The organism is Kitasatospora sp. NBC_01250, from assembly GCF_036226465.1.
In the GTDB taxonomy this organism is placed as follows: Bacteria; Actinomycetota; Actinomycetes; order Streptomycetales; family Streptomycetaceae; genus Kitasatospora.
Genome location: NZ_CP108476.1, coordinates 8,136,065 through 8,162,130, shown reverse-complemented (window position 1 = coordinate 8,162,130; position 26,066 = coordinate 8,136,065). Strand labels below are relative to the sequence as shown.

Genomic DNA, 26,066 nt, shown 5'->3' with positions numbered 1-26,066 from the left:
GTCGATCTTCCTGGAGGCCGGTGCGGTGCCGTGCGCGGTGGGGATCGGTTCGGGGACCGGGGTCGGTTCAGTTGGACGCGTACCCGATGACGTCCCAGTTCTGGTTCGAGCCACCGTTGCAGGACCAGGTCTCCAGGAAGGTGCCCTGGCCGCCGAAGGCGGTGTCGTCCAGGCACTCATTGGTCGCGGGGTTGTAGAGCGTCTGGTTGATGATGCGCCACACCTGCCGGGCGCCCCCGTCATAGGTGTTGATGACGACCGCGTTCGGGAAGTTGGGCTCGCCGATGCCGGAGCCCTGCAGGGCCGGTCAGGCAGAACTGCCCGACCGGCCCTGCCTGGATACCGGAGCGGATGCTGTTGCCGCTGATGTTGTAGGTGAGGGCGCGGTCCGCGTCGTCCAGCATCGCGGCGCAGCCCTGGACGACGTGCGGCACTTCCGGCCGGACCTGAAGCTCGACGGGTACGTCGTGGTCGGCGGACCGGTCAACGCGGCGGGCCCAGGATGACGTTGCCGTACTTGTCGGCGATGGCGGGGTCGGGCGTGACCTGGAAGCCCGGCGGACGCGGGGTGGACCTGTCGCGGCCGGTCTCCCGGAACATCCCCTCGATGCCGGCCGGTGTGTTGATCACCAGCCCGCCCCACCGAACAGACGATCACCGACACCGCCGCCTTTCCCGTGCGGCGGTCACGACCGCACGCGCAGGGTCGAATGCCCTCGGGAACTGATCAGCCGGCGTGCAGCGCCTGGCGCAGCGCAGCTGTGGCGAGGTTGATGGCGGACTCCGCGGCGTGGGTCCCGCGCAGGGCGTTGAGCATCACGAAGTCGTGGATGATGCCCTGGTAGCGCACCGCCGTGACCGGGACACCGGCGGTGCGGAGGTGGTTGGCGTAGGCTTCGCCCTCGTCGCGCAGGACGTCGGCCTCGCCGGTGATCACCAGGGCCGGGGGCAGGCCGGTGAGCTGGGCGGTGGTGGCGCGCAGCGGGGAGGCGGTGATCTCGGCGCGCTGGGCGGGGTCGGTGGTGTACTGGTCCCAGAACCACTGCATGGCGTCGCGGCGCAGGAAGTAGCCCTCGGCGAACTGGCGGTAGGACGGCGTGTCGAAGCCGGCTTCGGTGACCGGGTAGAAGAGCACCTGCTGGACGAAGGCGACGTCGCCGCGCTCCTTGGCCATCAGCGTCAGGGCGGCGCTCATGTTGCCGCCGACGGAGTCGCCGGCCACGGCGAGGCGGGCGCCGTCCAGGCCGTTGGTGCTGCCGTGCGCGGTGACCCACTGGGCGACCGCGTAGCCCTGCTCGATGGCGACGGGGTAGCGGGCCTCCGGGGAGAGGTCGTAGTCGGGGAAGACCACGGCGGCGCCGGCGCCGACGGCCAGTTCGCGCACCAGGCGGTCGTGGGTGTGGGCGTTGCCGAAGACCCAGCCCGCACCGTGGATGTAGAGGATGACGGGTAGGACGCCGGTGGCGCCGACGGGCCTGACGATGCGGGTCCGGACGCCGCCGGTCGGGCCGCCGGGAACGGTGATCCACTCCTCGTCGACGACGGGCTCGGTGATCTCGCCGCTCTGGACGTCGTCCACGGCCTTGCGGCCCTCGGCGGGCGGCAGTTGGAAGAGGTACGGCGGCTGGGCGGTGGCCTCGGCGAACGCGGCGGCCGCAGGCTCCAGCACGGGCGCGGGGGTGTGCTCGGACATCGTTTCTCCTCCGGATGGGGATCAGGTCCAGCTCGATGGCGATGAACCTAGCGGGCGATTTACTTGTGCACAAGTTAAATGGGCACGTGGACATCGCCCGCGTGCCGGGTTAGGCTCGTCCGGTGATCAGCCTCGACCCCGATGAGCAGGCGGAGCGGGGGTTCTCCCTCCTCCTAGACGACCAGATGTGCTTCGCCCTGTACGCCGCCTCCCGCGCGGTCACCGGCCTCTACCGGCCGATGCTGGAGGAGCTGGGCCTGACGTATCCCCAGTACCTCGTCCTGCTCGTGCTCTGGGATCGCGGCGAGGCCTCCGTCAAGGAGCTCGGCGCCGCCCTCCATCTCGACTACGGCACCCTGACACCGCTGCTCAAGCGCCTGGAGTCGAACGGCCTGCTGCGCCGCGAGCGCCGCCCCGACGACGAGCGCACCGTGCGGATCACCCTCACCGACGAAGGCCGCACCCTGCGCGAGCGCGCCCGCGGCATCCCCGCCGCGATCGGCGACGCCATGGGCCTGGACCCCGAGGAGTTCGACCGCACCCGCGCCAGCCTGCGCCGCCTGACCGACAACGTCGCCGGCCGCCATCCCGACACCACCCCGCGCGAGCGGCTCGACGACGCCCGGTGAGCTGGTCCTGGGATCCGCGGTCGCCGCGCTGCTCGCTCACGGAGCTGCTGTCCGGCACGACCGCCAACGCCCTTGTCGCACAGATCGCTCCGCAGGCCGGGGGGTGCGCAGCTTCGGTCGCCGCGCCCGAGCGTCGTCGCGTGGCGCGGTCGGCTATCGGCTATCGGGGAGCCGTGAGGGCGGCATCGCTCACCAGGACGCGGTCCCCGAGGTGGTCACTCTGGTAGCCGGCCTCCGCCAGGGTCGTCGCGAGGCGCAGCGCGAGCAGGAAGCCCTCGGAGCGGACGGCCGCACTGCCGTGGACCCGAATGCGCCCGGTGGTCGCCCCGCCCCGCACTCCCGGGCCCGGTTGGCCCCCTCGTGCGCCGGCCTTCCAGGACACCGTCACGCCGTGCTTCCCGCAGGCGACGGCCACACCTTCACCGACGTCGCCGCTCCCGGCAAACGGGTAGCCGGCGGCCCGCAGGGTGTCGATCACGGAATGGTGCAGGACGGAGTGCGTGGCGTGATCCTGGCTGGGCATGACAGCCAGACTACAGGCGAACATCGGATTAACTGATGATGAAGCTGACATGGCGTCAGTCGGCAGCCTCGGACGCGGCGAAGGAGCACCACCGCCCTCGACACCTTCACCACCTCGCGTAGATGATCCAGCTGCCGCAGGTTGTGGTCCGGCCACCCGCCGCCGCGCCCCGCCTGGCCGCTCAACTGTCCCGGGTCCAGGCCACCGGCCCGACCTGATCGGCGGTCAGCCCGCGTCGGCTGCTGTCCTCCAGGTGGAGCGGAGCTGTGCGCCGACCTCGCCGGCCTGGCGAAGACCCGCCCGGTAGGCCGGTTCCCAGGCTGCCAGGTCGCCCGGGTCCGAGCCGAAAGCGCGCACCGAGGCGGGATCGGGGCCGATGGTCACCACGGTGTCCGCTGCCACGGCCGCCAACTGCCGGTCGAGCGGCTCACGGGGAAACAGGTGCGCCATCGGCTCGACCACGACCAGCGTGCGGGCGCCGGCCGCGAGGTCGGCGTTGGTGCCCGACCGCAGCGCACCGTCCATGTACCGCCGGCCGTCGATGGCAACCGGCGGCGCGGCCCCGGGGAAGGCGCTGCTCGCCGCCACCGCGGACACCAGTGGCACGCCGCTGTCGCGGTCCCACACCACGGGCTCACCGGTGGTCGCGTCCACGGCGGTGAGCACGAGTCGCCGCTCCGGCCACGCGTCCGCACCGATCAGGGCGGCGCGCCCCGCGATCAGCGCCTCCTCGGCCCGGGGGTCGGCGCCGTCGAGCGCCAGCCGGCCGACCCGACGCCTGGCCTCGCCGGGTTCCAGGCTGCGGTCGCCCAGCACGGCGAACACCTCGCCCATCCGCGCGGGGTCCGCCTTGAGCCGGTGGGCGTCCGGGCGAGCCGACGTCGCGAGCCGCCCCGGGTTCTGCCCGGTGGCGAGCAGTGCTCCGACGATCGCGCCGGCCGACGTGCCGACGATCAGGTCGGCTTCGCCCAGATCCACGCCGTCGCGGCGCAACCCGTAGGCCAGCCCGGCCGTCCAGGCCGTGCCGACGTGACTGCCCGGACCCAGGACGAGCACTCGGTCGTAGGTGTGCACAGTGGTCTCCCCTCGTTGTTGAAACAGTCGTACCATATACTCGACACTCGCTGACGCTGTTCCAATTCCGAGCCACCGAGAGGAGATCCACCGTGGGGCGACCGGCAGATCCCGCCCGGCGCGAGCGCACGCTGGCGCGGGCGACCGACTACGTGCTGGCGCACGGGTTGGCCGGGCTGAGCCTGCGGCCGCTGGCCGCGGCCCTCGACACCAGCCCGCGGATGCTGCTCTACGACTTCGGCAGCAAGCAGGAGTTGGTCGCCGCGGTCCTGGCCGAGGCCCGTCGCCGAGGTGCGGTGCGCCTGGCCGGGCACCGTCCGGCGGCGACGGGCTCCGTGCAGGAGCGGCTGCGCGACATCTGGGCGTGGCTCAGCGCGGACGAACGTGCGCCGTTCGTCCGGCTCTTCTTCGAGGTGCACGCCGACGGCCTGGTCCACCCCGAGAACTACCCCGATCAGGGCGAGGCGATCACCGACTGGTTCGACACCCTCGGTGCCACCTTCCGCGACGTCTCCACCGGCCCCGAGGACACCGTCACGCCCACGTTGGTCATGGCCGTCGTCCGGGGTCTGCTGTTCGATCTCACCACCACCGGCGACCGCCACCGCACCGATCGCGCGCTGGACCGCTTCGCCGAACTCCTGGGGCAGTGAAGGCACGAGAGGCGTGGGGCGGCGCCGGGTGGCTGTGACTGAGCGCTTGAGCCGGCGGACGAGCCTTCGGGTTGGCGAGGTGCGGAGTTCAGCGCTACTGCTCCGGGAGACGGCGGATGAAGTCCAGTAGCAGGGTGCAGAACGCCGTGGGCCGTTCCAGCGGTGCGAGGTGTCCTGCGGCGGGGATGACCACGGCCTGGCCTGCGTCGAGGTCGCGGGCCAGTGCCTGGCCGCCCTTGTAGAAGTCGGGCATGTCGTGTTCGCCGACGCCGACCAGGGTGGGAGCGGTCAGGGTGCGCAGTGCTGCTGTTCCTTGGCCGAGCGGGTCGGGCGCCAGGAACGGTTCGCCGTGGGCGAGTTGTTCGGCCAGTTGGCTACGGAGCATACGGGTCGCGTGCGCGCGTACGTCGTCGGTCGCGGCGGGCGAGGTCCACGCCCGGACGCCGGCTGTCACCGCTGTGTCCAGGTCGCCGGCGGCGAGCGCCGTCCTTTCGGCGTCCCAGGCGGCTTGGAGTCGTGGGGAGGCCGGTTGGTCGTGGGGCCGGTATCCGACGAGCACCAGGCCCTGGACCCGCTCGGGTGCGGTAACGGCGGTCTGGAGCGCGACCAGGGCGCCGAGGGAGTTCCCGGCCAGGACGAAGCGGTCGGCCCCGAGGTGGTCGAGGGTGTCCAGGACATCCGCCCAGGGGGCCACCTCGCGGTCGTCGGGCAGGCGTGCGTCGCCGTGGCCGGGCAGGTCCAGGGCGATGGCCCGCACGCCCGCGGCGGCGAGCAGGGGAAGGTGGGCGCCCCACATGGTGCGGTCGGTGGGGCGGGCGTGCAGCAGGACGACGGGGCGGCCCCGGCCCATCTCATCGCAGGGCAGCAGCATGGCAGCATCATTTCGTCGGTGGGATCAGGGTGTGGGAGACGCAGGGAGGAGGACGGCCGGCTCACGGTACGAAGGGGCGGGGCCTGCGTTCCTGGGGGCGGCTGTCACGCGGCGGCGGTCAGTTCGCCGGTTTCTGGTCCGTGCTCATCCCGGCCAGGAACGCCACTTCATCACGCCGCAGCCCCGGCACCCGCCGGGCCCCGTCATCGGGCAGGCCGACGTCCGCCGGTGCAAGTGCCGCGCGACGGGCGCGCAGGTAGTCACCGAGTTCGTTGTCGCTTTCCATGACAGCCACGCTATTCACGGACGGACGCCGGGGCGTGGGTGCGCTGCACCCACCCAGGGAGGGGCAACTCGACGGAAACGCGTCAACCACAGCGCTCAAATTCGCCAGCCCAAGCGCTGAGCCGCCAACTGAAGCGCTCAGTCACAGTGGCACCGCCCGGGGCAAGGACGGAAGCCGGTTCGGTGCCGGGACCGGGCCACGTCCGGTCCCGGCGGGACCCCGGGGAGGTCAGCACTGCGGCATCGACCAGCGCCTCCAGGATCCGCTCGGCCTGCGCCTCGGGCAGACCCGCACCGCCGCGGCAGCCGGGAGGCTCCAGTTCCGCGACCGCGTCACCGCCAGCGCGTGCAGCGCCCGCGCCTGCGAACCGGTGAGCCGACCGGAAACCTGGTCGGACGCCTCCATCAATCCCGCGCCGCCCGCCTCCAACTCCCCCAGCAGGGACGCTTCGTCCGACAACCGTTCTGCAACGCGGTCCGTACCAGCCGGTGCCGACTGTCAGGTACGGCACCGGCTGATACGGAGTCAGGGGGCCAGGCGGGAGGCGAGGTCGTCCAGCATGGCGGCGGTGGTGGTGGCGCCGAACCGCACGGCTCCGGCGTCGATCATGTCGAACAGTACGTCGAGGGTGCGCACTCCCCCGGCGGCCTTGACCTTGACCCGCTCGGAGACCGAGGAGCGCATCAGTCGCACGTCCTCCAGCGTGGCACCGCCCGGGGCGAAGCCGGTGGAGGTCTTGACGTAGTCGGCACCGGCGCTCTCGGCGAGACGGCAGGCGCGAACCTTCGCCTCGTCGGTGAGGTAGGCGTTCTCGAGGATCACCTTCACCAGGGCTCCACCGGCGTGGGCGACCTCGACGACGGCGCGGATGTCGTCCGCCACCGCCTGGTCCTCGCCGCTCAGCAGTCGGCCGATGTTGAGGACCATGTCCAGCTCGCGCGCACCGTCCTCCAGTGCGGCCCGGGCCTCCGCGGCCTTGACCGCGATCACCGAGGCGCCGTGCGGGAAGCCGACCACGGTGCCGACGAGGACGGACGTGCCGCCCAGCTCCTCGGCGGCCAGCCTCACGTCGGCCGGCTTCACGCAGACCGAGGCGACGTTGTAGCGAGCGGCCAGTGCGCAGCCGTCATGCACGTCCCGCACGGTCAGTTCGGGGCGCAGCAGCGAGTGGTCGATCATCTTGGCGACCCGGGCGACGGTGAGGGTGGTGGTCACGGGCCTTCGTCCCTCCGTGGTGATGGGCGATCGGGGCTGTGTGCGGGCCTTCGGGCCCCCTCGGGGCCGCTGCGGCAGCCGGCCTGACGTCCGCAGTGGTGGGCGGCCCGGCGGGGCATGATCGGGTTCAGTGCATCCCTGGCACCATAGAGCAGGCGCACTCCAGCTGTCTATACAGCCAAGGAGTGTGGGAGTCGGCGCGGTGGCCATCCGCTGCGCCGGATGCCGCAGGTGTCACCATCACCGGCGGCCGCCTTGGGAGTCAATGTCCCGAAAAGTCCTGTTTCATCAGGTTGACTAGACAGCTAGACAGATGGTTCGATCCAGAAGGGAACGGCGCATGGCCGCGGACTTTGCCCCCAGGTACCACCAGATTGAGCAGATCCTTAGGGGGAGGATTGCACAGCAGCGAGCACATGACCCGTTGCCCTCGGAAAGCGATCTTTGCGCCGAGTTCGGAGTCAGTCGCATGACTGCCCGGGCGGCCCTTCAGGGCCTGGTCGCAGAAGGCTTGATCTACCGAGTGTCCGGCCGCGGTACTTTTGTTTCCGAGCCCCCCGCCCGACGGCGTGCGGAGAACTTGGTCCGCTTCAGCGAGGAAATGCGCCGAAGAGGGCGTGTGCCTTCTTCGAAGCTCATTTCGTCGGAATCCAGAAAGGCTCAGGACGATGAGATTCATCGCCTCCGCCTGACCGATCCCGCCCACGTCGTCGCCGTCACCCGGATCCGCCTTGCGGACGATGTTCCGGTGGCGCTGGAACGGGCGGTCTTCCCGGGAGAGCTTTCGGCCCTCCTGGAGGTGGACGCTGCCACGCACTCGATCCACGACGCGCTGGGCAGCCTCGGGAGATATCCCCAGCGGGGGTACTCGTCCATCGGGGCGGACATCTCCGGAGACCTCGAATCCCATCTGCTGGGCATTCCCACCGGATCCGCGCTGCTCATCGAGAAGCGCCTCATCCTGGACCAGGACGACCGGCCCATCGAACTGACCGAGTCCCGGTATGTCAGCAGTCGGTATGCGCTGGACGTCGCCTTCCAGGTGGATGCTTCGGGCGAGTAGCGCCTTGAGCCGTGTCTTGAGCCGTGTCTTGAGCCATGTCTTGAGCAGCGGCTGGACAAAGCACAGAAAACCTTGCAGGGCCCCCTCGCCAATCACCTTGGCGGGTGCACAGTTATGTCGATTTCGGGAAGATCTATCAACCTCTAGGGGCATGATGTATGCGTACCTGATGACCTCCCCCGGGCATATCGAACGTGCCACAGTACCGGATCCGGTGTGCCAGTCGGACGAGATCCTGCTGAGCACCGAGGCCGTGTCCATCTGCTCCACCGACGTGTCCTACTTCCGCGGGCACCTCTTTCCGGAATCATGGCCGATCATCCCCGGGCACGAGTATGTCGGCCGTGTTCTGGAGGTCGGACGCAAACTGCAGGGATCCGTGGCGGTGGGCGACCGGGTCTGCTACTGGGGACAGACCGACTTCGGCGGAATGGCCGAGTACCGGGCGCTGCGTCCGATCTTCCCAGGCGCCCGGAACATGGAGACGACCTGGTACACCGAACGCAATTTCTACGATGCGGACCAGGCCGCGGCCGTGGTCCTTCCCGAATCCGTGCCGTCCGATCTGGCCACCATCATCGAGCCCCTCACCTCGGTGCTCCGGTCCCTGCTCCTCAATCCGCCGAAGCCCGGCGACACCTGCGTCGTCCTCGGCGCCGGCCCCAGCGCGCTCCTCGCCGTCCAGGTCCTCACCCGGTACCTGGGGGTGGGCTCGGTCATGGTGCTCGACCAGAACCAGGCCCGGCTCGACCTGGCCCAGGCCTACGGTGCCGGGCCGGCCTTCAACACGGACACACAGCTCAGCGCGGTCGACGACTTCGTCCGCGACCACCACGACCAGTACGCCGACTACGTCTTCGACGCCCTGCCACACGTCGGGGCCGCGAAGCCGGGCGAGAAGGACATCCGCGAGCTGGCCATGGGGCTGCTGCGCCCGGGCGGTGAGTACGTCCTGTACGGCGCCACCGCGGTGCCCCAACAGATCAACACCTGGATGATCCTGGCCAAGGGGCTGAAGCTCCGCGCCACGCCCTTCGACGTCCGCCTGTTCCCCATGACCCGGTCGGCCAATGTCTGCGGCATCGCGCTGCGCCTCATCGAGACCGGCCTCGTGGACGCCCGTCCGCTGGTGACGGCCAGAGTCTCGATCCATGACGGGTCCGGCGTGCTGCGAGCGTTCAGCGAGTACGGACAGGGAGCGTCCATGAAGACCTCCATGCTCGCCCCGGAGATCCTGGTGGCCGCCGAATCGGCTTCCGCCCGCATCCGCGCGGAAGCGGTCGGGATCGGGATATGACGGTTACGGTGGCCCCGTTCGTCCGGGACGGGAAGACTCGCCTTGCCTACGGTGGACTCTCGGTCTACGCCTACGCGCTCTACGCGCTGGGTCCGCTGCTGCCCCTGCTGCGGCACGACTTCGGGCTGTCCTACTCGATGATGAGCGCGCATTCGACGGTTTTCGCCGCCGGGGCGATCCTCGCCAACGCGCTGATCGAACGGCTGACCGGAACGTTCGGGTACCGCAGAGTCTTCTGGACGTCCCTCGCCGCGCTGGTGCTCGGTGCGGTGCTGCTCGCCGTCGGCCCCAACGTGGCGGTCACGCTGAGTGCTACGGCTGTGATGGGCGTGAGCGGCGCGTTGGTGCAGACCACGGTGTTCGCCGTTCTGGCACAGCACCACGGCCCCCTGCGGGAGCGCGCCATCGTCGAGGCCAACGCGGGTGCCAGCGCGGCCGCACTGGTGGCGCCCCTGGTGATCGGAGCGTGCCAGGCCGCCGGTGTCGGCTGGGGCCCGAGCATGCTGCTGCCCCTGGTGATCGCCGGGGGCCTGTACCTGACGCTCGGGCACGAAACCCTGCGGCCCCGCCTTGCGTCGGCCGGCGAGGCCGCGCCGCCGGGACCGCTGTCGGCCGCCTACTGGCTGCTGGCGGCACTGGCCGGAGTCGTCGTCGGAGCCGAGTTCTGCCTGGTCTTCTACGGCTCCCCGCAGCTGACCAGCAGCATCGGCCTCACCGATGGACAGGCTGCCACGGCGATGAGCCTCTTCTACGGCGGCTCACTGATCGGGCGGCTCACCGGCAGCCGGCTGTCCGCGACGCGGGCCACCGCCACGCAACTCGTGCTCGCCTCACTCGGGGTCACCGTGGTGGGCTTCCTGCTGCTGTGGACCAGCAGCAGCACGGTGGTCTGCCTCCTGGCGCTGCTGGTGACCGGGCTCGGCATCGCGAACCTGTTCCCGCTGACGCTCTCGCTCGCGGTGGTGGCCGCACGGGGCAGGACCGACCAGGCCACCGCCCGGGTGCAGCTCATCGTCGCGGTGTCGATCATGCTGGCTCCGTTGATCCTCGGTGCGCTGTCCGACCACTTCGGGGTCGGCCGTTCCTTCGCTGTCGAGGGCGTCCTGCTCACGGCGGCCGTCGCGCTGCTGCTCCTGGGAACCGCCGCCCGGTCGCGGCCCTCCCGCACGGGCTGAACTCCAGCCGACGTCACAGAAATCCACAGGGGAGCAATGAAGAACAGCCAACACGTCTCCCGGGCCGCCGAGGCTGCCCGGGAGACACTGAAACGCAATCATCGGTCGGGATACTCCACCGGAGCCGGCCTTCCGTACGACTACACCTGCCCGTCCCCGGAGACCTATCCGTTCCAATGGGCCTGGGACAGCAGCTATCACGCCATCGCGCTGCTCCACCTGGACACCCACAGGTCCCGTACGGAGATCAGCTCACTCGTCTCGGCGACAACCCCTGCGGGTTTCCTTCCCCACATGGTGCTGTGGCAGGACGACTCGCGCGCGCAGGCGACAGCGGAGTTCCGGATCGACCTGTGGCAGGGCTGGCGGTCCGTCACCATCGCTCCTCCCGTGCTGGCCAGGGCAATCGAGCGGGTCTTCGAGGCGACCGGGGACGCCGACTGGCTCGCCGAGGTCCTGCCGCCGGCGCTCGCCTTCTTCTCCTGGCTCGCGGAGAACCGGACGAGCCCGCAGACGGGCCTGCTGGAGATCTACCAGCCCGACGAGTCCGGGCTGGACATGAGCCCCAAGTACGACCGGGCGCTGGGCATCCACGGGTCGGCGTCCGGCCGGATCGCAGACGACTGGCACCAGGCGATGCGTGGACTGATCGCCTCCTACGCGCATGAGCGGACGCCGGAGAGCCGCCTCGGGGAGCACCGCACGTTCGTGTGGAACGACGTCCTGGTCAACACCGTCTACGCCGACGGGCTCCTTTCGCTGTCACGCCTGGCGCTCGCCGCCCGGCTTCCCCGCGAGACCTCGGACGCCCTCTGCGCGCGGTCGAAGGGGATCGCCGAGTCCCTGCTGCGCCACTGCTGGGACGATGCGGCAGGAGCCTTCTTCGACCTGGATCTGGTGGCCGGAAAGCGGGTCGACGTCCTCACCGCCAGCGCCCTCTTCCCGCTCGTCCTGGATGCGGTTCCCGACTCCCACGCCGAGCGCCTCATCAAGGAACACCTGCTCAATAAACGGGAGTTCTGGCACCGGTACCCGGTCTCCAGTGTGGCCGCGACAGAACCCTCCTTCGACCCGGACTTCAGTACCCGGGCCATCTTCAGGGGTTCCAGCTGGCTGAACCTCAACTGGTACCTGTACTGGGGGCTGCGCGGCAGGGGCCACGAAGCCGCTGCGACCGCCCTGGCGGAGCAGACCGTCGAATTCGTGGCGAATGCCGGCATGCGCGAGTGCTACGGGCCGCACGACGCGGCCGGACACGGTGCCCGGTCCTTCGGCTGGAGCTCCCTGGTCCTCGACCTCATCCACGCCGAGAATCTCTGAGGGGCCGTCGTGATCAACTGGGGATTTCTGGGAGCGGGATCGATCGCCTCGTCGAGCCTGGCGCCGGCGGTGCACGCCACCGCGGACGCCTCGCTCCACTCCGTAGCGGCCAGGGACCCGGAGCGCGCCGCCGCGCTCGGGCCAGGGAGGACGTACGCCACGTATCAGGAGCTCCTCGGCGATCCCGAGGTGGAGGTCGTCTACATCGCGCTGCACAACAGCGCCCATCGCGAATGGGTCGAGGCAGCGCTTCGGGCCGGGAAGAACGTGGTCTGCGAGAAGCCGATCGCGCTCTCCACCGCGGAGATCGACTCGATGACCGCCGCGGCCGATGCCTCGGGGAAACTCCTGGTGGAGGCCGCGTGGAATCGCTGGCACCCGCGGACCCGCGCCATGGAGGCCCTGCTCGAACAGGGCGCCATCGGTGAGGTCAGGCGCGTCGCCGCGTACTTCGACGGAATCGCTCCCACGCCCGGCAACTACCGCCTCCACCCCGCCCGGGGCGGCGGAGCGCTGTACGACGTCGGCTATTACGCCGTCTCCGCCACGCTCGCCGCGTTCGGCTGGCAGCAGCCGGAGGTGCGCGAGGTGCGGCAGGAGCGGTGGAGTGCGCAATCCGCCGACCGCCTGACCTCTTTCGTGCTGGACTTCCCGGGCGGCGGTTCGGCGGAGGTCTTCAGCGGGCTCACCGGCGACTGGACCGAGACCCTTGAGATCGACGGGAGTACCGGTGCTGTCCGACTCACGGCCCCCGCGTTCACGGCCGGTTCCCTGCCGTCACGTCTTGAGATCTCCGGGGATTCCGCAGCTGGTTTCTCACGCTCCTACGCCGCAGTCGATCCCTACCAGCTGATGGTGGCCGACGTGACCCGTGTGCTTCAGGGCCTGGACGGCCACCTGGTCCCGCTCTCCCAGTCCCGGGCCATCGCCCAGGTCATCGACCAGGTACGCGCTGCGGCATGAGTCGCCCCCTCGTTTGAAGATCAAGTAAAGCAGTCGAAGAGCCACGGTCAGCGATCCTCCCCGAGAGCCGCCCACTCGCAAAGCCGCTGCACACCGCCCCGACCGCTCGGCGTGGATTGCCCCGAGTACCGGTGCTTCGACATCCGGGCCCGGGCGCCAACGAGTGCGTCGCCAGGTGGTCAGGCCGGCTGCGGCCGGGGATCGCGAAGGGGGCGGGTCCCGGTGCGGGTCAGTCGCTGGCGGGCCGTGCGCCGTCCCGCCGTCCTGCTGCCTGGAGGGAGCCGAGGAGTGCCAGGGAGTCGGCGTCGGTGCTGCCCGGCTCGGCGGTGCCGACCAGGAGGTACTGGCCGTCGGTGGCCTGCACGTCGAACGCCTGGTAGGTGAGGGTGATCCGGCCGACGTCGGGGTGGTTGAAGACCTTGGTCTTGCGGCCCAGGCCGCTGACGCTGTGGTCTCGCCACAGGGCGGCGAACTCCGGGCTTTCGGCAATCAGTTCGTGCACTATCGCGGCGAGCTCGGGGTCCTGGCGGTCGTGTCCGGCGGCCAGGCGCAGTGCTTCGACGGTGTCGCGGGCGACGCTGTGCCAGTCGGCGAAGAGTTCGCGGGCGGCCGGGTCGTGGAAGAGGGAGCGCACCATGCGGTGGGGGTCGGCCAGGGGTGAAAGCAGGGCGTCGGCGAGCGCGTTGGAGGCCAGGACGTCCAGGCGGCGGTTGATGACGTAGGCCACGGCGGTGGGGAAGGCGTCCATGAGCTGGAGGAGGGCGGGGTGCACCTGGTCGTGCGGGTGGGCGGGTGCTGACCTGGGGAGCAGGCCGGCCAGGCGGTAGGCGTGCCAGCGGGCGTCGATGCCAAGGCGCAGGGCGCCGGCGATGGCGTCGATCACTTGGCCGGAGGGGTTGGTCTCGCGGCCCTGTTCCAGGCGGGCGTAGTAGTCGGCGCTGACCCCGGCCAGGACGGCGACCTCCTCGCGTCGCAGTCCCGCGACCCGGCGGGAGCCGGAGGTGGGCAAACCCACGTCGGCGGGCGTCACCTGGGAGCGGCGTGCCCGCAGGAACGCGCCCAGCTCGTGGCCACTCATGCTCGCATCGTACGCCGCTGCCTGGGCTGCCAGCGGTGGTGCACGCGGGGCCCGGCGGCCGGTGCGCCTCTGGCCCCCGGGTCAGTTCCCCGTCGCCCGAGCCACCCGGTCCCCGGTCGCGGCTCGCACGGTCGTGGTGTGGTTCGGGCGGCTGTTCCTGGGTGTGGCACTCCTAGGCAGGCCGGGCCTTCCTGGCGGGCGGCCAGGTGCCGATAGTCGATGGTGTGCCGGCCCACGGCCTTGGGGGGCCGGACCGGACGTCCGCCCCGAAGGCGGGCACACACCACCGATCGTCGTGCCAGGAGAACCGCCATGGACACCAGTGCCGCCACCGACTTCACCATGACCATCGCCGGCCGGGCGGTGGCGGGTGCGTCGTCCTACGAGGTCCTCGACCCGGCCGACGAGACGGTAGCGGCCAGGGCGCCGGTCTGCTCGCCCGAGCAGCTCGACCAAGCGGTCGCCGCGGCCCGGGCAGCCCTGCCCGGCTGGTCCGCGACGCCGTTGGAGGAGCGGCGCAAGCTCGTCCTGGCGGTCGCCGACACCGTCGAGGCGCAGCTCGATGCGCTCAAGCGGCTCCTGACCCGGGAGCAGGGCAAGTCGTTGGACGACGCCGCCGCGGAGATCCTCGGGTTCGGGTACTGGCTGCGCGGGACGACGTCGCTGTCGCTGCCGGAGACGGTGAACGAGGACAGCGCGGAGCGGCTCTCGGTGACCCGCCGGGTGCCGCTGGGAGTGGTGGGCGCGATCGTGCCGTGGAACTACCCGCTGGGCAACGCGGGGTTCAAGCTCGCCCCGGCGCTGCTGGCGGGCAACACGGTGGTGTGGAAGCCGTCCCCGTTCACCCCGCTGGTCACGCTGAAGGTCGGCGAGCTGCTGCGCGAGGTCCTGCCGCCCGGTGTCCTGAACGTCGTCTCGGGCGGCGCCGAGCTGGGGCCGTGGATGACCGCGCACCCCGGCATCGACATGATCAGCTACACCGGCTCCACCCGGACCGGCCGCCAGGTGATGGCCGGCGCGGCGCCCACGCTGACCCGGGTGACCCTGGAGCTGGGCGGCAACGACGCGGCCATCGTCCTGCCGGACGTCGATGTGCCCGCCATCGCGGAGAAGTTGTTCTGGGGTGCCTTCGCCAACAGCGGCCAGGTCTGCCTGGCGATCAAGCGGCTGTACGTCCACCACGATGTCCACCAGCCGCTCCTGCGGGCGCTGGCCGCCTACGCCGCCACCGTGCGGGTCGGCCGCGGTACCGAGCCGGGCGTACGGCTCGGCCCGGTGCAGAACCGCCCGCAGTACGAGCGGGTCCTCGACCTCCTCCAGGACTCCCACACCCAGGGCCACCGTTTCGCCACCGGCGGCCGGGCCGGGGATGGGCCGGGCTACTTCGTGGAGCCGACGCTCCTGGACAACCCTCCGGAGTCCTCGCGGATCGTCCGGGAGGAGCAGTTCGGGCCGGTCCTGCCGGTGCTCCGCTTCGACGACGTCGAGGACGCCGTCGCCCGGGCGAACGCGAGCGAGTACGGGCTCGGCGCCTCCGTCTGGTCATCGGACCCGGAGGCGGCGCTGGCCGTCGGGCGGCGCCTGCGGGCCGGCACGGTGTGGATCAACGAGGTCCAGCACCTCACCCCGCTCGTCACCTTCGCGGGTCACAAGCAGTCCGGACTCGGCTCGGAGAGCGGCGCCGAGGGCCTGCTCGAATACACCACGCCCCAGACCGTCACGGTCCGCCGCACCGCCCCGCCCGCAGCCTCGGCCTGAGACCCGAGCGTGAATCGACGACACCGAAGGAGGCCGGCGATGCCGACCGAGCAGCAGGTCGACGAGTGGGTTCAGGCGTACGTGCGGGCCTGGCGCAGCAACGCGCCCGAGGACATCGCGGCCCTGTTCTGCGCCGGGGCGGAGTACCACGAGCGGCCGTACGAGACCGACTGGATCGGCCGCGAGGAGATCGTGAAGGGCTGGCGGTCCCGCCAGGCGTGGCAGCAGGGCGGCTGGGACTTCGAGTGGTCCGTCCTCATGATCAACGGGGACACGGCCGCGATCAAGGGCACCGGCGTCTACAAGGAGCTCGGCACCTTCGCCAACCTGTGGACGGTGACCTTCGACAACCAGGGCAGCTGCGCGATGTTCCGGATGTGGAACAACCAGGTCTGACGCGGCGCGGACAACAAGCGGCACGGCCGCCGACCGGTGGCCGCACCGGGAGTCGGAACACACGAGGAGAGCGATGATGGTCGACTACGCGCACTTCAAGGCCCTGGGCCCCTTCATGGAACTGGTCGAGGAGTCACTGGCCGGGCTGACCGACGGTGAGCACTACTTCGACCTGTTCGCGGACGACGTCGTCATGGAGTTCCTCTACGCGCCCCCGGGCACACCGCCCGCGCTGCACGGGCGCCAGGCGATCATCGACTCGTTCCGCGGGTACGGACGCATCATCACCCTGGAGCGCATGAGCGACTCCAAGGTCTACCCGACCACCACCCCGGGCGTGGTGGTCCTGGAGTACGCCGGCCACGGCACCGGGGTCGCCACCGGCAGGCCCTACCACCAGCGCTACGTCTCGATCGTGACGATCCGTGAGCGGCGGATCGTCCACTGGCGGGACTACTCCAACCCCTTGGTCGTCATCGACACGATCGGTGACGCGCAGGAGATGACGAAGGCCATGTTCTCCGACGCCTGACGGCCCCGGCGGGGCCCCGGCTGCCGTAGCGGCCGGGGCCCCGCCCCCGTCTCACTCCGGCGGAGCGTAGCGGCCGTCGGCGGCCGTCCACCCGCCGTCGACGGTGAGCACGCTGCCGGTCACGTAGCTCGCGGCGTCCGAGGCCAGGAACACCACCGCACCCGCCATCTCCTCGGGCTGCGCCCAGCGGCCCAGCACGGTCTTGGCCGCGTACGCGTCGTAGCGCACGGCGTCGGACTGCGCCCAGGTCGTCATCGGCGACTCGACCACGCCGGGGGCAAGCGCGTTGACCCGCACGCCGAGCGGGCCGAGTTCGGCGGCCGCCGTGTTCAGCAGGGCCACCAGTCCGGCCTTGGTCGCGGAGTAGATGCCCTGGGCCGGTTCCACTGCGACGGCTCGGATCGAGGAGACCCCGATGATCGAGCCGCGGCCGCGTTCGGCCATCGGGCGGCCGAAGGCGCGCAGCAGGTCGAACGGCGCGCGCAGGTTGAGGTCGACGATGCGGTCGAACTCCTCGTCGGCGTAGTCGACCAGCCGCCTGCGGATGTTCGTCGCCGGGGTGAAGACGAGCACGTCGACGTCGCCCAGTTCGGCGGGCGCGGCCCGCACGGCGGCGCGGTCCAGGACGTCCAGCAGGTACGGTTCGCCGCCGGTCGCGGTGGCGGTGGCGGCGGCCAGGTCACGGTCGGCGCAGACCACGTCCGCGCCGTGGTCGGCGAGGGCGCGCGCGCCCGCCGCGCCGATGCCGCTGCCCGCGCCGATCACCACCGCCCGCCGCCCGTCGAGCCGGAAGAGGTCCGCAGGTCGGGGTGTGGAGTTCGCTGTCATGGCTGTTTCCCTCGTCAAGGCGTCGAGCACGGTCGACTTGATCATGCGCACCCGCCGGGGGCCGGGGAAGGCCGTGCCTTCCTCGGTACACGACACCCAGGAACAGCAGCGCGGGCTGCGCGGATCTCCCAGCAAAGCGAAACGATCGTTTGCGCTATGGGGTCGAGGTTGCTACCGTCAAGGTGAAACGGAAACGTTCGTTTTCGCTGGTTGCGCGCTGCTGCGGGGAGCCCTCCGGCGGCCGCCCTCCTGTACGGCGAGGAGCGTGTCATGACCGCCTTACCGCTTGTCGAGCCTCTTCCCTGTCAGACCGCTGTGCTGATCGTCGGGGCCGGTCCCGCCGGCCTGGCGCTGGCGGTGAGCCTCCGTCAGCTGGGCGTGGACCACGTGCTGATCGACCGGGGTGCCGGGATCGGGCCCGGCAGCAGGGCGGCGGCCGTACAGCCTCGCACCCTGGAGTACCTGGACCGGATCGGGGTCGGCACCCCGCTCGTCCGGGCCGGGACGAAGGCGCGGGGGTTCAGCCTCCACGACCGCGACCGGACGCTCCTGCGGGCCTGCTTCGACCAGCTGGACACTCCCCATCCGTACCTGCTGCTCGCCTCCCAGCAGACCACCGAAGAGCAACTGCTGGCGCGGCTGGAGGAGTTGGGCGGAACCGTGCACCGCCAGCACCGCCTCCTCGGCATCACCCCCGACCACCCAGGCGTGATGGCGACGGTCGCCGGGCCGGACGGGGTGGTGCGTGCCGTGTCCGCCCGCTACCTGGTCGGCTGCGACGGCCTGCACAGTACGGTGCGCACGGCGGCGGGCATCGCCTTCCCCGGCACCGCGCGGGAGCAGCTGTTCGCGCTCGCCGACGTCCGTCTCACGGCCGGCACCCGGACCACGGCCTGCGAGGACCCCACGTTCTTCCTCTCCGGGGCGGGCATGCTGCTGCTCTCCCCGCTCGCCGGCGGCCTGCACCGGCTGGTCGCCCCCGCCGCGCCCGGATCGGTGGCCCCGTGCGCGGCGGACGTCGAGCGGCTGCTGTCCGAGCGCGGTCCCGCGCGGGAGGCAGCGCGGGTCTCCGAGGTGGTCGCCGCCTCGACGTACCGGGTGCAGGAACGGGTGGCCGAGTCGTTTCGCGCCGGGCCCGTCCTGCTGGCCGGCGACGCTGCCCACACCCACAGCCCGGCCGGCGGCCAGGGCATGAACACCGGCATCCAGGACGCCGGGAACCTGGCCTGGAAGCTGCAGGCCGTCCTGAACGGGATGGCACCGGACGCCCTGCTGGACAGCTACCACCGCGAGCGGCACCCCGTCGCCCGCGCACTCGTCTCCTTCACCGCCCGCTTCGCCGAGGCCGCCACCCTGACCGACCCGACCGCCTGCCAGCTGCGCAACGCCCTGCTGTCCGCCGCCGCCGGCACCCCGGGGATCACCGACTGGATCGCCGCCAAGCTCGCCCAGCTCGACATCGGCTACACCGACCAGCCCGACCTCGGCGCCCCGCGCCCCGGCACGCGGGTCAGCCCACGGCTCGTCCCTCCGGACGGCCTGCACTGGACCCTGGCCCTGCCCGGCACACCCGCCGAACCGACCGCCGGCCCGGACACGTCCGCAGTGCACGGCCTCCTGACGGTCCGGCACATCCCCGCGCTGGACAGCACCCTGCTGGTCCGCCCGGACGGCTACCTCGCCGCCCACGGCCTGCCGGCCACGCCCGGCGAGGTCCTCGACCGCCTGGCCGACCACCTGCCCCTTGAGCCCGCGGCCTGAACCGCACGTTCGAAGGAGTCACGGACATGACCACTGCCGCCTCCCGCCCCACCCTCATCCGCCGGGCCGCCGTCTTCGACGGCACCCGCCTCCACCCGGCCCGCGACGTCCTGATCGAGGGCCCGCTCATCACCGCCGTCGGCAACGCCCTGCCCCTGCCCGAGGGCGCACAGGTCGTCGACGCGACCGGCCGCACCCTGCTCCCCGGCCTGATCGACGCCCACACCCACGCCACCGACACCGGGCAGCTGCGCCAGTCCCTCCTGTTCGGCATCACCACCGAACTCGACATGGGCGGCGCACCCGCCACCGCCCGCCGACTGCGGGCTGCCGCAGGCGACCGGGACGACCTCGCCGACCTGCGCGTCGCCACCACCGGCGCCACCGCCCCCGGCGGACACCCCGGCCAGCTGGTCGAGTCCGGCCTGCTCGAACCCTTCCCCACCGTGGCCGGACCGCAGGACGCCGACGCCTTCGTCGCGGCCCGGGTCACCGAAGGCGCCGACCACCTCAAGATCTTCATCGAGGACGGCACGGCGATCGGCCACCCGATGCCGCTGATGTCTGCGCAGACCGTCACCGCCCTGGTGCACGCCGCCCACGAACACGGCCTGCGCACCGTCGCCCACACCCTCACCCGCACCGCCGCCCGCCAGGCGATCGACTGCGGCATCGACGGCCTCGCCCACTCCCCCGCCGACGGCCACAGCAGCGACGACCTGATCGAAGCCGCCGCCGCACACGGCGTCTTCGTCGTCCCCACCCTGACCGCACTCACCGGGATGACCCCCACCCCGGCCGAGTACGAACTCGCCGACGACCCCCGGCTGCGCCCCTATGCCGACCCGCGATGGCTCGACGAACTCGACCGGATCCGCACCACGAACCCCGCGGAGCGCGTCGGCCCGATCCGCATGGACCCGGCCCACGCCGCCGACGCCGCTCTGCGCATGTTCCGGCTCGGCGTCCCCCTGCTGGCCGGCACCGACGGCACCGGCGGGATGGGCCACCCCACCACCCACGGCATCAGCTACCACGGCGAACTCGCCCTGCTGGTGGCCGCCGGACTCACCCCCACCCAGGCGCTGACCGCCGCCACCGCCGCGCCCGCCGACGCCTTCGCCCTCACCGACCGGGGCCGCATCGCCCCGGGACTGCGCGCCGACCTGCTCCTCGTCGAAGGCGACCCCACCCACGACATCGCCGCCCTGCGCGCCATCACCCACCTGTGGCGCCGCGGCACCCCCGTCGACCGCCCCGCCCTCGCCACCACCGGCGCCAGCGCCGCCGAGATCCGGAGCTGACCATGAACCCCACCGCCACCCCGCCCCACGCGGGAATCCACCACCTCAAACTGCCCGTCACCGACCTGGAGCGCAGCGCCCGTTGGTACACCGCGGTCCTCGGCGCCCGCCGGGTCGAGGCGCTCGACCACCGCCGCCCCGACGGCACCCTGTTCGCGGTCATCCTCAATGTCCCCGGGCTGGGCACCCGGCTCGAACTGCGCCTCGACCCGGCGACCTGCACCGCCCTGAACGGCTACGACTTCCTCACCCTGGCCGTCGACGACCGCACCGCCCTCGACGGGTGGACCGTCCATCTCGACGCGCTCGGCGTCCCGCACTCGCCGCCGGTCGTCGCCATGGCGGGCTGGCTCCTCGTCGTCCCCGACCCCGACGGGCTGCGCCTGCGCCTCTACACCAACGCGCCCCACGGCCTGGGCCCCGAGCACATCGAGTACGACTCGCCCTGGCTCGCCCCCGCCCCGCCGGACACGGTTCCCGCCCCGTGAACCCGGTCCACCTCTCGTGCCCCGGTCGCACCTGCGGCCGGGGGCGAGCCGCCGGACGCTCGGGACCGCAGGCGGTGAGAGGACACCTGGGCGGAAGGCCGGGCTACGTTCCTTGGTGCTCGGCAACTCCCGGAAGAAGCCGGCGAGTTCGTCAGAATCGGTAGAGGGTGTGGCTGTCGCCGCCCGAGGTGGGCGCCTGCGGGTGCGGCACCCGGTAGTCCCGCCATCGGACCGGCGAACGGCCCGGGTCTCATCCCGGCCCGTGGGCGCGAACAGGAGTTGACGGTTCCGCAGAACTGCTACAGCCCGTCGCCGCCCTGCCCCGGAGGGAACGCCGAGGCGAGGGCCGACAGGCCCTCGACCATGCGATCCACCGAGACCGGGTCCACCAGGTAGCGCCCGACCAGCAGTCCCGGCATCAGGGACATCAGCACCGACGCCACCGCCTCCGGGTCCGCCTGCGGCCCGAGCCGGCCCTCCTCCCGCCACCGGCCGGCCAACTCGGCGAGACTGCCGCGCACGTCCAGGTAGAACGAGCGGGTGCGCTCCGCCAGCTCCGGCCTGCGCAGCGCTTCCCCCCACGCCTGGATGGCGATGCGTCGCAGGTCGTCACCCTGTCCCGGGTCGCAGTCGCGCAGCTCGGCCACCATCGCGGTCACGACCTGGGCCGGTGACGGGGTGGGGCGCTGCTCCAGGAGACCGCTGAACAGGTTGCGGACCAGGGCCAGGGATTCGTCCGCGGCGGCCAGGATGAGGTCGTCCTTGCTGCGGAAGTACCGGTACACCGCGCTGGAGGACATGCCGGTCGCGGTGATCACGTCATCCATCGACGTGGCGTGGAATCCGTCGCGGGAGAAGCAGCGCCAGGCGCTGGTGAGGATGTGGCGACGCCGCTCCTCCCGGGTCTCTTCACTCAGCCTGGGCATACCCCACACTCTAAACGTCGCCCGCCGTCGTGCTCGACACGCGCCGACGGGCGGAGAACTCCCATACACCCGCGGGTTGACCCCTGATCGTCACGCGGCGGTTCCGTCCGGGCCACCGGTCACGCAGGGCTTCGCCGGGGATCACTACCGGCTGCGACGCCGCAGGAGGCCATGGCCGAGCGCTCTCGACCGACGCGTACAAGAAGGCCCACGAGCTGTGCGAGCAGTACATGCGTGAGGCTTCCGTCGGCATCCACTCGGCACGCGTCGACGAGACCGTCACCTTCGTGTGGAACCGCGCAGCACCCGGCGGTCCGGGCCGGGTGTGTGCGCCGCCGGTCAGAAGATGGACCAGCCGGTGTGAGTGGTGAGGGTGTCGAGCGCGGTGATGCCCGCGATCGAGTTGCCGTGGCTGTCGAGAGCCGGCCCCCAGGTGCAGAGCGTCCCGCGCCCCGGGATGACGGCCAGGATGCCCCCGCCGACACCGCTCTTGGCGGGCAGGCCGACCCGGTGGGCGAACTCGCCCGCGGCGTCGTAGGTGCCGCCGATCAGCATGACGGCGTTGACGCGCTTGGCCTCGCTGCGGGTGAGCAGCCGGGTGCCGTCGGCCCGTAAGCCGTGCCGGGCGAGGAATCCTGCGGCGAGGGCGAGGTCGCGGCAGCTCATGGTGAGGGCGCACTGCCAGAAGTAGTGGTCGAGGACGTCCGGGACGGGGTTGTCGAGGCGGCCGTGGTCGGCCAGCAGGTGGCCGAGGGCGGCGTTGCGGTGTCCGTGGTGGCTCTCGCTCCAGGCGACCTGGGCGTCGAAGTCGATGTGCGGGTTGCCGCTCTCGGTGCGGAGGAACTCGCGCAGGGTGCCCCGGGAGTCGCCGGTGAGGGTGAGCAGCCGGTCGGTGATGACCAGGGCGCCGGCGTTGACGAAGGGGTTGCGCGGGATCGCGTTCTCACGTTCCAGCTGGGCCAGGGAGTTGAAGGGTGACCCGGAGGGCTCCTTGCCCACCCGGGCCCACAGCGAGTCGCCGTCGGCGGCCAGGACCAGGGCGAGGGTGAACACCTTGGAGATGGACTGGATGGAGAACGGGACCTGCCAGTCCCCGGTGCCGCGTGGTTTGCGGGTGCCGGTGTCCGCGATCGCGAGGCCGAACCGGTGGGGGTCGACGGCGGCGAGGGCCGGGATGTACTGGGCGACGGTTCCTTCGGCCAGGACGGGGTGGACCGCGCGGTTGATGCGTTCGAACAGGTTCTCGTAGTCCATGCCGGTCCCCCTCCGCGGGCAGGACGCCGTTGTCCGGCCCGGCATCAGCATGCGCCGGGGCGCTCGCGGGGGGAAGGGCGCCCGCAGCGGAGAGGAGAGGTCCGGTTTCCGGCTGTGGTGATGTTCGGGCACGTTGCATGACCGGAAAGTGACGGACGTCGGAATGGCGGATCGCCTCACCCGGACCCACAGCGCCCCCTCCCCGCGGTCGTCGGACCAGGAGAGCCCCCACAGCGGACATCGCGGCACTCCACGGAACCGTCATGAAGTGCACGGGCCGTACCTGCCAGGGAGGCGCCGGGACCAGGGGCACCAGCGGTGGTCACCAGCCGAGCAGGTCCAACTGCCTGAGTGGCGCCGCCGGTTCACCGCCGGCCTCGGCGAACGCCCGCAGCGCCGCGACCAGGCCGGAGCGCTGCTCCGGCGGCATCGCCGCGACCACCTGGGCGATCTCGGCCCGGCGCCGGTCGGTGGCATCCACCACCGTGCGAACCCCCTCCTCGGTGAGCACGATCCGCACCTCGCGCCGGTCCGGCAGACCCGTCTCGCGCACCACCATGCCGGCCGTGACCAGACGCTCGATCATCCGCATCGCCGTGGACGGGTTGACCGCCAGGAACTCCGCCAGCCGGGACAGGCTCATCGCACCACGGCTCTGCAGCACGACCAGCATCCGGAACTGAGGCAGCGTCAACGACTCCTCCACCTCGCCCAGCGACCTCGCGGAGATCGCGACCAGGACGCGCGAGGCGGTGAGAACCGCCGTGACGAGGTCCTCCTCCGCGCTGAGCGGGGACGGATCGGCGGCGGGCGGCTGGGCGCGGTCGTGCGACATGCCTCCTTTCTACCTCCCGCACGCCGTGGCGTGCGCCGCTCCGGGGGCGTACGCGCTCCGCAGGGCCCGCCGTGCCCCCGCCTGTCCCGCATCGCGGATCGGCCATCTCGAAACGAGAGACCCTTGCGCAGTGCAAAGATATTATTTGCATAATGCAAGAGTGACCGCAGCCGAAGCCATACCCCCAAGCCCCCAGCCCCTCGACTCCCGCACCCCCGTCGTACGACGCGGCCTGGCCGCCGCCCCCACCGCCCTGCGCGAATCCAAGGGCGGCCTGCTCGTCCTGGCCCTGCTGGTCGGCGCCGGAGCCGGCCTCGGGGCGATCGCCTTCCGCTGGCTGATCAAGACGTTCACCCTGGCGCTGTCCGGCCATCCCGACTACGCGGCCGCCGGGCACGCCGCCAACCCGCACGTCCCCTGGCTCGGCCGCTGGTTCGTCCTGCTCGCCCCGGTGGTGGCCGGACTCCTGTACGGCCCGCTGGTCCAGCGCTTCGCCCGCGAGGCCCGCGGCCACGGCGTACCCGAGGTCATGTACGCCGTCGCCCGGCGCGGCGGACGGATCGCCCCGCAGGTCGCCCTGGTCAAGTCCCTGGCCTCCGCGCTGACCATCGGCGGCGGCGGATCCGTGGGCCGCGAGGGCCCGATCGTCCAGATCGGCTCCGCGCTCGGCTCCACCCTGGGCCGCGTGGTCAGGGTGCCCGAGGACCGGATGAAGGTGCTGGTCGCCTGCGGCGCGGCGGGCGGCATCGCCGCCACCTTCAACGCCCCGCTGGCCGGGGTGTTCTTCGCGATGGAGCTGATCCTGCGCGACTTCACCGCCGAAGCCTTCGGCATGGTCGTGCTCTCCTCCGTGACCTCCTCGGTCATCGGCCGGGCCGCCTTCGGCAACACCCCGTTCCTCCAGTTGCCCGCCTTCGGTGTCCACCACCTCTCGCAGTACCTGCTCTTCGCGCTCCTGGGCGTGATCGCCGGGGCGGTCGGCGTCGGCTTCACCCGGATCCTGTACTGGATCGAGGACGCCTGCGACTATGTGTGGCGCGGTCCCGAATGGGCCCGCCCCGCCGTCGGCGGGCTCCTGCTCGGCCTGCTCCTGCTCGTCCTGCCGCAGATGTACGGCGTCGGCTACCCGGTACTGGAGAACGCCGTCAACGGCAAGTACGTCATCGCCTTCCTCCTCCTGCTCCTGGTGGGGAAGATCGCTGCAACCAGCCTCACCATCGGCATCGGCGGCTCCGGCGGCGTCTTCGCCCCCTCCCTCTTCATGGGCGCCATGCTCGGCGCCGCCTTCGGCGCCACCGCCCAGCACCTCGTCCCCGGCATCACCGGCCCGCTCGGCGCCTACGGCCTGATCGGCATGGGGGCCGTCTTCGCCGGCGCCGCCCGCGCCCCCATCACCGCCGTCATCATCCTGTTCGAACTCACCGGCGAATACACGATCATCCTGCCCCTGATGACCGCCATCGTGCTGGCCACCGGGGTCAGCCGCGCCCTGTCCCGCGACACCATCTACAGCCTCAAACTGCGCCGCCGCGGCATCGACCTCGACGAGAAACCGACCATCTCACCCTTCTCCGGCCTCACCGCCGCCGAAGTGATGGAGCCGCTGCCCGAGGCTCTCAGCGAGACGATGCCGCTGACCACGGCCGCCGACATCCTCGCTGCATCCCGGCACGGCGTCCTGCCCGTCCTGGCCACCGATGGCAGCTACCTCGGCACCGCCACCGCCCGCGCCGCCACCGAAACCCTCGCCGACGGCACCCACGGCACCACCACCCTCGCCGCCATCACCCACCGGCCGCACCAGGTCGCCGCCGACACCGATCTGGCCCAGGCCCTCGACGCCCTCGCGACCACCGAAGGAGCCGGACTGCCCGTCCTCGACCCCACCCGCACCCGCCTCGCCGGGTGGCTCACCCACCGATCCGTCCTCGCAGCCCTCCACCGCAGGCCGGACCAGGAGAACTCCAACTCCACCGCATGACCCAGCTGGAGTGTCCTGATACTCCCGGACGTCCACGGTTCGCGGACCGGCTCGGGGTAGTCCAGGCGTTCTACGGTCCCCCCGTCGGCGTCGCACTGACCGGTGCCGCCTACGTCCAGGGACAGGGCAAAGATCGTCACCCACAGTGACCGCCACGGGCTCG

26 protein-coding genes and 2 pseudogenes are annotated in these 26,066 nt (G+C 71.5%); 15 read left to right on the top strand and 13 right to left on the bottom strand.

Annotated features, from left to right (window positions below; genetic code table 11):
• Positions 1-67 precede the first annotated feature (67 nt).
• The 3 genes from OG500_RS34525 to OG500_RS34515 form a co-directional block, all read right to left on the bottom strand.
• A complete protein-coding gene (locus tag OG500_RS34525; protein WP_329587905.1) occupies positions 68-253 on the bottom strand; it encodes an RICIN domain-containing protein in 186 nt (61 codons plus the stop codon).
• 230 nt (positions 254-483) lie between these two features.
• Positions 484-630 carry a hypothetical protein gene (locus OG500_RS34520; protein WP_329586056.1) on the bottom strand — a complete coding sequence of 49 codons (147 nt, stop codon included), beginning with the start codon at positions 628-630 and terminating at the stop codon, positions 484-486.
• A gap of 97 nt (positions 631-727) precedes the next feature.
• Positions 728-1,693: an alpha/beta hydrolase gene (locus tag OG500_RS34515; RefSeq protein WP_329586053.1), complete on the bottom strand. Its 966-nt coding sequence runs from the start codon at positions 1,691-1,693 to the stop codon at positions 728-730.
• A 125-nt stretch (positions 1,694-1,818) separates the two neighbouring features.
• Between OG500_RS34515 and OG500_RS34510 the strand changes: the two genes are divergently transcribed.
• Positions 1,819-2,322: a MarR family winged helix-turn-helix transcriptional regulator gene (locus tag OG500_RS34510; protein ID WP_442907160.1), complete on the top strand. Its 504-nt coding sequence runs from the start codon at positions 1,819-1,821 to the stop codon at positions 2,320-2,322.
• A 160-nt stretch (positions 2,323-2,482) separates the two neighbouring features.
• Here the strand turns inward: OG500_RS34510 and OG500_RS34505 are convergent, their stop codons facing one another.
• Complete coding sequence (locus OG500_RS34505; protein WP_329586049.1) at positions 2,483-2,845, bottom strand: hypothetical protein; 363 nt, start codon at positions 2,843-2,845, stop codon at positions 2,483-2,485.
• Between the two features lie 225 nt (positions 2,846-3,070).
• Entirely contained in the window at positions 3,071-3,919 is an 849-nt protein-coding gene (locus OG500_RS34500) for a patatin-like phospholipase family protein (RefSeq protein ID WP_329586046.1), read from the bottom strand.
• Positions 3,920-4,011: 92 nt separating this feature from the next.
• On the opposite strand from OG500_RS34500, the gene OG500_RS34495 reads away from it, so the two are divergent.
• On the top strand, positions 4,012-4,572 hold the full coding sequence (locus tag OG500_RS34495; RefSeq protein WP_329586043.1) for a TetR/AcrR family transcriptional regulator: 561 nt from the start codon (positions 4,012-4,014) through the stop codon (positions 4,570-4,572).
• 94 nt (positions 4,573-4,666) lie between these two features.
• Here the strand turns inward: OG500_RS34495 and OG500_RS34490 are convergent, their stop codons facing one another.
• The 3 genes and pseudogenes from OG500_RS34490 to deoC all read right to left on the bottom strand — a co-directional run bounded on the left by OG500_RS34490 (position 4,667) and on the right by deoC (position 6,944).
• Positions 4,667-5,443: an alpha/beta fold hydrolase gene (locus OG500_RS34490; RefSeq protein ID WP_329586040.1), complete on the bottom strand. Its 777-nt coding sequence runs from the start codon at positions 5,441-5,443 to the stop codon at positions 4,667-4,669.
• 136 nt (positions 5,444-5,579) lie between these two features.
• Positions 5,580-5,729, bottom strand: a pseudogene (locus OG500_RS34485) (transcriptional regulator); the annotation flags it as partial.
• 525 nt (positions 5,730-6,254) lie between these two features.
• Positions 6,255-6,944 carry a deoxyribose-phosphate aldolase gene (gene deoC / locus OG500_RS34480; protein ID WP_327070775.1) on the bottom strand — a complete coding sequence of 230 codons (690 nt, stop codon included), beginning with the start codon at positions 6,942-6,944 and terminating at the stop codon, positions 6,255-6,257.
• A gap of 313 nt (positions 6,945-7,257) precedes the next feature.
• Here deoC and OG500_RS38290 point away from each other — a divergent pair.
• From OG500_RS38290 to OG500_RS34455, 6 genes and pseudogenes are all read left to right on the top strand, one after another.
• Positions 7,258-7,479: pseudogene (locus tag OG500_RS38290) on the top strand (GntR family transcriptional regulator); the annotation flags it as partial.
• An 84-nt stretch (positions 7,480-7,563) separates the two neighbouring features.
• Positions 7,564-8,007 (top strand): GntR family transcriptional regulator, encoded by a 444-nt coding sequence (locus OG500_RS34475; protein WP_327070774.1) that lies wholly within the window; start codon positions 7,564-7,566, stop codon positions 8,005-8,007.
• A 151-nt stretch (positions 8,008-8,158) separates the two neighbouring features.
• Positions 8,159-9,304 (top strand): zinc-dependent alcohol dehydrogenase, encoded by a 1,146-nt coding sequence (locus tag OG500_RS34470; protein ID WP_327070773.1) that lies wholly within the window; start codon positions 8,159-8,161, stop codon positions 9,302-9,304.
• Entirely contained in the window at positions 9,301-10,479 is a 1,179-nt protein-coding gene (locus tag OG500_RS34465; RefSeq protein WP_327070772.1) for an MFS transporter, read from the top strand. Before OG500_RS34470 ends, OG500_RS34465 begins: the two co-directional genes overlap by 4 nt.
• 36 nt (positions 10,480-10,515) lie before the next feature.
• Positions 10,516-11,799: an MGH1-like glycoside hydrolase domain-containing protein gene (locus OG500_RS34460; RefSeq protein ID WP_327070771.1), complete on the top strand. Its 1,284-nt coding sequence runs from the start codon at positions 10,516-10,518 to the stop codon at positions 11,797-11,799.
• Positions 11,800-11,808: 9 nt separating this feature from the next.
• Positions 11,809-12,762 carry a Gfo/Idh/MocA family protein gene (locus tag OG500_RS34455; RefSeq protein WP_327070770.1) on the top strand — a complete coding sequence of 318 codons (954 nt, stop codon included), beginning with the start codon at positions 11,809-11,811 and terminating at the stop codon, positions 12,760-12,762.
• A 229-nt stretch (positions 12,763-12,991) separates the two neighbouring features.
• Here OG500_RS34455 and OG500_RS34450 read toward each other — a convergent pair whose 3' ends face one another.
• On the bottom strand, positions 12,992-13,840 hold the full coding sequence (locus OG500_RS34450) for a helix-turn-helix domain-containing protein (RefSeq protein ID WP_329586033.1): 849 nt from the start codon (positions 13,838-13,840) through the stop codon (positions 12,992-12,994).
• Between the two features lie 312 nt (positions 13,841-14,152).
• On the opposite strand from OG500_RS34450, the gene OG500_RS34445 reads away from it, so the two are divergent.
• From OG500_RS34445 to OG500_RS34435, 3 genes are all read left to right on the top strand, one after another.
• Positions 14,153-15,598 (top strand): aldehyde dehydrogenase family protein, encoded by a 1,446-nt coding sequence (locus OG500_RS34445; RefSeq protein ID WP_329586030.1) that lies wholly within the window; start codon positions 14,153-14,155, stop codon positions 15,596-15,598.
• 39 nt (positions 15,599-15,637) lie between these two features.
• On the top strand, positions 15,638-15,994 hold the full coding sequence (locus tag OG500_RS34440; RefSeq protein ID WP_329586027.1) for a nuclear transport factor 2 family protein: 357 nt from the start codon (positions 15,638-15,640) through the stop codon (positions 15,992-15,994).
• Between the two features lie 73 nt (positions 15,995-16,067).
• Positions 16,068-16,526, top strand: a complete 459-nt coding sequence (locus tag OG500_RS34435) for a nuclear transport factor 2 family protein (protein ID WP_329586025.1) — start codon at positions 16,068-16,070, stop codon at positions 16,524-16,526.
• Positions 16,527-16,577: 51 nt separating this feature from the next.
• Here OG500_RS34435 and OG500_RS34430 read toward each other — a convergent pair whose 3' ends face one another.
• Positions 16,578-17,354, bottom strand: coding sequence for an SDR family NAD(P)-dependent oxidoreductase (locus OG500_RS34430; RefSeq protein WP_329586022.1), 777 nt, complete (start codon positions 17,352-17,354; stop codon positions 16,578-16,580).
• 270 nt (positions 17,355-17,624) lie between these two features.
• Between OG500_RS34430 and OG500_RS34425 the strand changes: the two genes are divergently transcribed.
• The 3 genes from OG500_RS34425 to OG500_RS34415 are packed head-to-tail and all read left to right on the top strand — an operon-like array spanning position 17,625 to position 20,907.
• Positions 17,625-19,115, top strand: coding sequence for an FAD-dependent monooxygenase (locus OG500_RS34425; RefSeq protein ID WP_329586019.1), 1,491 nt, complete (start codon positions 17,625-17,627; stop codon positions 19,113-19,115).
• Between the two features lie 26 nt (positions 19,116-19,141).
• On the top strand, positions 19,142-20,419 hold the full coding sequence (locus OG500_RS34420) for an amidohydrolase family protein (RefSeq protein ID WP_329586016.1): 1,278 nt from the start codon (positions 19,142-19,144) through the stop codon (positions 20,417-20,419).
• A 2-nt stretch (positions 20,420-20,421) separates the two neighbouring features.
• Positions 20,422-20,907 carry a VOC family protein gene (locus OG500_RS34415; RefSeq protein ID WP_329586013.1) on the top strand — a complete coding sequence of 162 codons (486 nt, stop codon included), beginning with the start codon at positions 20,422-20,424 and terminating at the stop codon, positions 20,905-20,907.
• A 299-nt stretch (positions 20,908-21,206) separates the two neighbouring features.
• Here the strand turns inward: OG500_RS34415 and OG500_RS34410 are convergent, their stop codons facing one another.
• From OG500_RS34410 to OG500_RS34400, 3 genes are all read right to left on the bottom strand, one after another.
• Positions 21,207-21,833 (bottom strand): TetR/AcrR family transcriptional regulator, encoded by a 627-nt coding sequence (locus OG500_RS34410; protein WP_327070761.1) that lies wholly within the window; start codon positions 21,831-21,833, stop codon positions 21,207-21,209.
• A 339-nt stretch (positions 21,834-22,172) separates the two neighbouring features.
• Positions 22,173-23,087, bottom strand: a complete 915-nt coding sequence (locus OG500_RS34405) for a glutaminase (RefSeq protein ID WP_327070760.1) — start codon at positions 23,085-23,087, stop codon at positions 22,173-22,175.
• Between the two features lie 322 nt (positions 23,088-23,409).
• Positions 23,410-23,922, bottom strand: coding sequence for a MarR family winged helix-turn-helix transcriptional regulator (locus OG500_RS34400; RefSeq protein WP_327070759.1), 513 nt, complete (start codon positions 23,920-23,922; stop codon positions 23,410-23,412).
• 274 nt (positions 23,923-24,196) lie between these two features.
• On the opposite strand from OG500_RS34400, the gene OG500_RS34395 reads away from it, so the two are divergent.
• Complete coding sequence (locus tag OG500_RS34395; protein ID WP_329587900.1) at positions 24,197-25,903, top strand: chloride channel protein; 1,707 nt, start codon at positions 24,197-24,199, stop codon at positions 25,901-25,903.
• Positions 25,904-26,066: the final 163 nt, after the last annotated feature.

Excerpts from the sequence above, each read along its gene's own strand:
- OG500_RS34400 (WP_327070759.1), bottom strand. The coding sequence starts at position 23,922 with ATGTCGCACGACCGCGCCCAGCCGCCCGCCGCCGATCCGTCCCCGCTC.
- OG500_RS34460 (WP_327070771.1), top strand. The coding sequence starts at position 10,516 with ATGAAGAACAGCCAACACGTCTCCCGGGCCGCCGAGGCTGCCCGGGAG.
- OG500_RS34410 (WP_327070761.1), bottom strand. The coding sequence starts at position 21,833 with ATGCCCAGGCTGAGTGAAGAGACCCGGGAGGAGCGGCGTCGCCACATC.
- OG500_RS34420 (WP_329586016.1), top strand. The coding sequence starts at position 19,142 with ATGACCACTGCCGCCTCCCGCCCCACCCTCATCCGCCGGGCCGCCGTC.
- OG500_RS34415 (WP_329586013.1), top strand. The coding sequence starts at position 20,422 with ATGAACCCCACCGCCACCCCGCCCCACGCGGGAATCCACCACCTCAAA.
- OG500_RS34505 (WP_329586049.1), bottom strand. The coding sequence starts at position 2,845 with ATGCCCAGCCAGGATCACGCCACGCACTCCGTCCTGCACCATTCCGTG.
- OG500_RS34435 (WP_329586025.1), top strand. The coding sequence starts at position 16,068 with ATGATGGTCGACTACGCGCACTTCAAGGCCCTGGGCCCCTTCATGGAA.
- OG500_RS34515 (WP_329586053.1), bottom strand. The coding sequence starts at position 1,693 with ATGTCCGAGCACACCCCCGCGCCCGTGCTGGAGCCTGCGGCCGCCGCG.
- OG500_RS34440 (WP_329586027.1), top strand. The coding sequence starts at position 15,638 with ATGCCGACCGAGCAGCAGGTCGACGAGTGGGTTCAGGCGTACGTGCGG.
- OG500_RS34465 (WP_327070772.1), top strand. The coding sequence starts at position 9,301 with ATGACGGTTACGGTGGCCCCGTTCGTCCGGGACGGGAAGACTCGCCTT.
- OG500_RS34430 (WP_329586022.1), bottom strand. The coding sequence starts at position 17,354 with ATGACAGCGAACTCCACACCCCGACCTGCGGACCTCTTCCGGCTCGAC.
- OG500_RS34425 (WP_329586019.1), top strand. The coding sequence starts at position 17,625 with ATGACCGCCTTACCGCTTGTCGAGCCTCTTCCCTGTCAGACCGCTGTG.
- OG500_RS34405 (WP_327070760.1), bottom strand. The coding sequence starts at position 23,087 with ATGGACTACGAGAACCTGTTCGAACGCATCAACCGCGCGGTCCACCCC.
- OG500_RS34450 (WP_329586033.1), bottom strand. The coding sequence starts at position 13,840 with ATGAGTGGCCACGAGCTGGGCGCGTTCCTGCGGGCACGCCGCTCCCAG.
- OG500_RS34470 (WP_327070773.1), top strand. The coding sequence starts at position 8,159 with ATGATGTATGCGTACCTGATGACCTCCCCCGGGCATATCGAACGTGCC.
- OG500_RS34445 (WP_329586030.1), top strand. The coding sequence starts at position 14,153 with ATGGACACCAGTGCCGCCACCGACTTCACCATGACCATCGCCGGCCGG.
- OG500_RS34490 (WP_329586040.1), bottom strand. The coding sequence starts at position 5,443 with ATGCTGCTGCCCTGCGATGAGATGGGCCGGGGCCGCCCCGTCGTCCTG.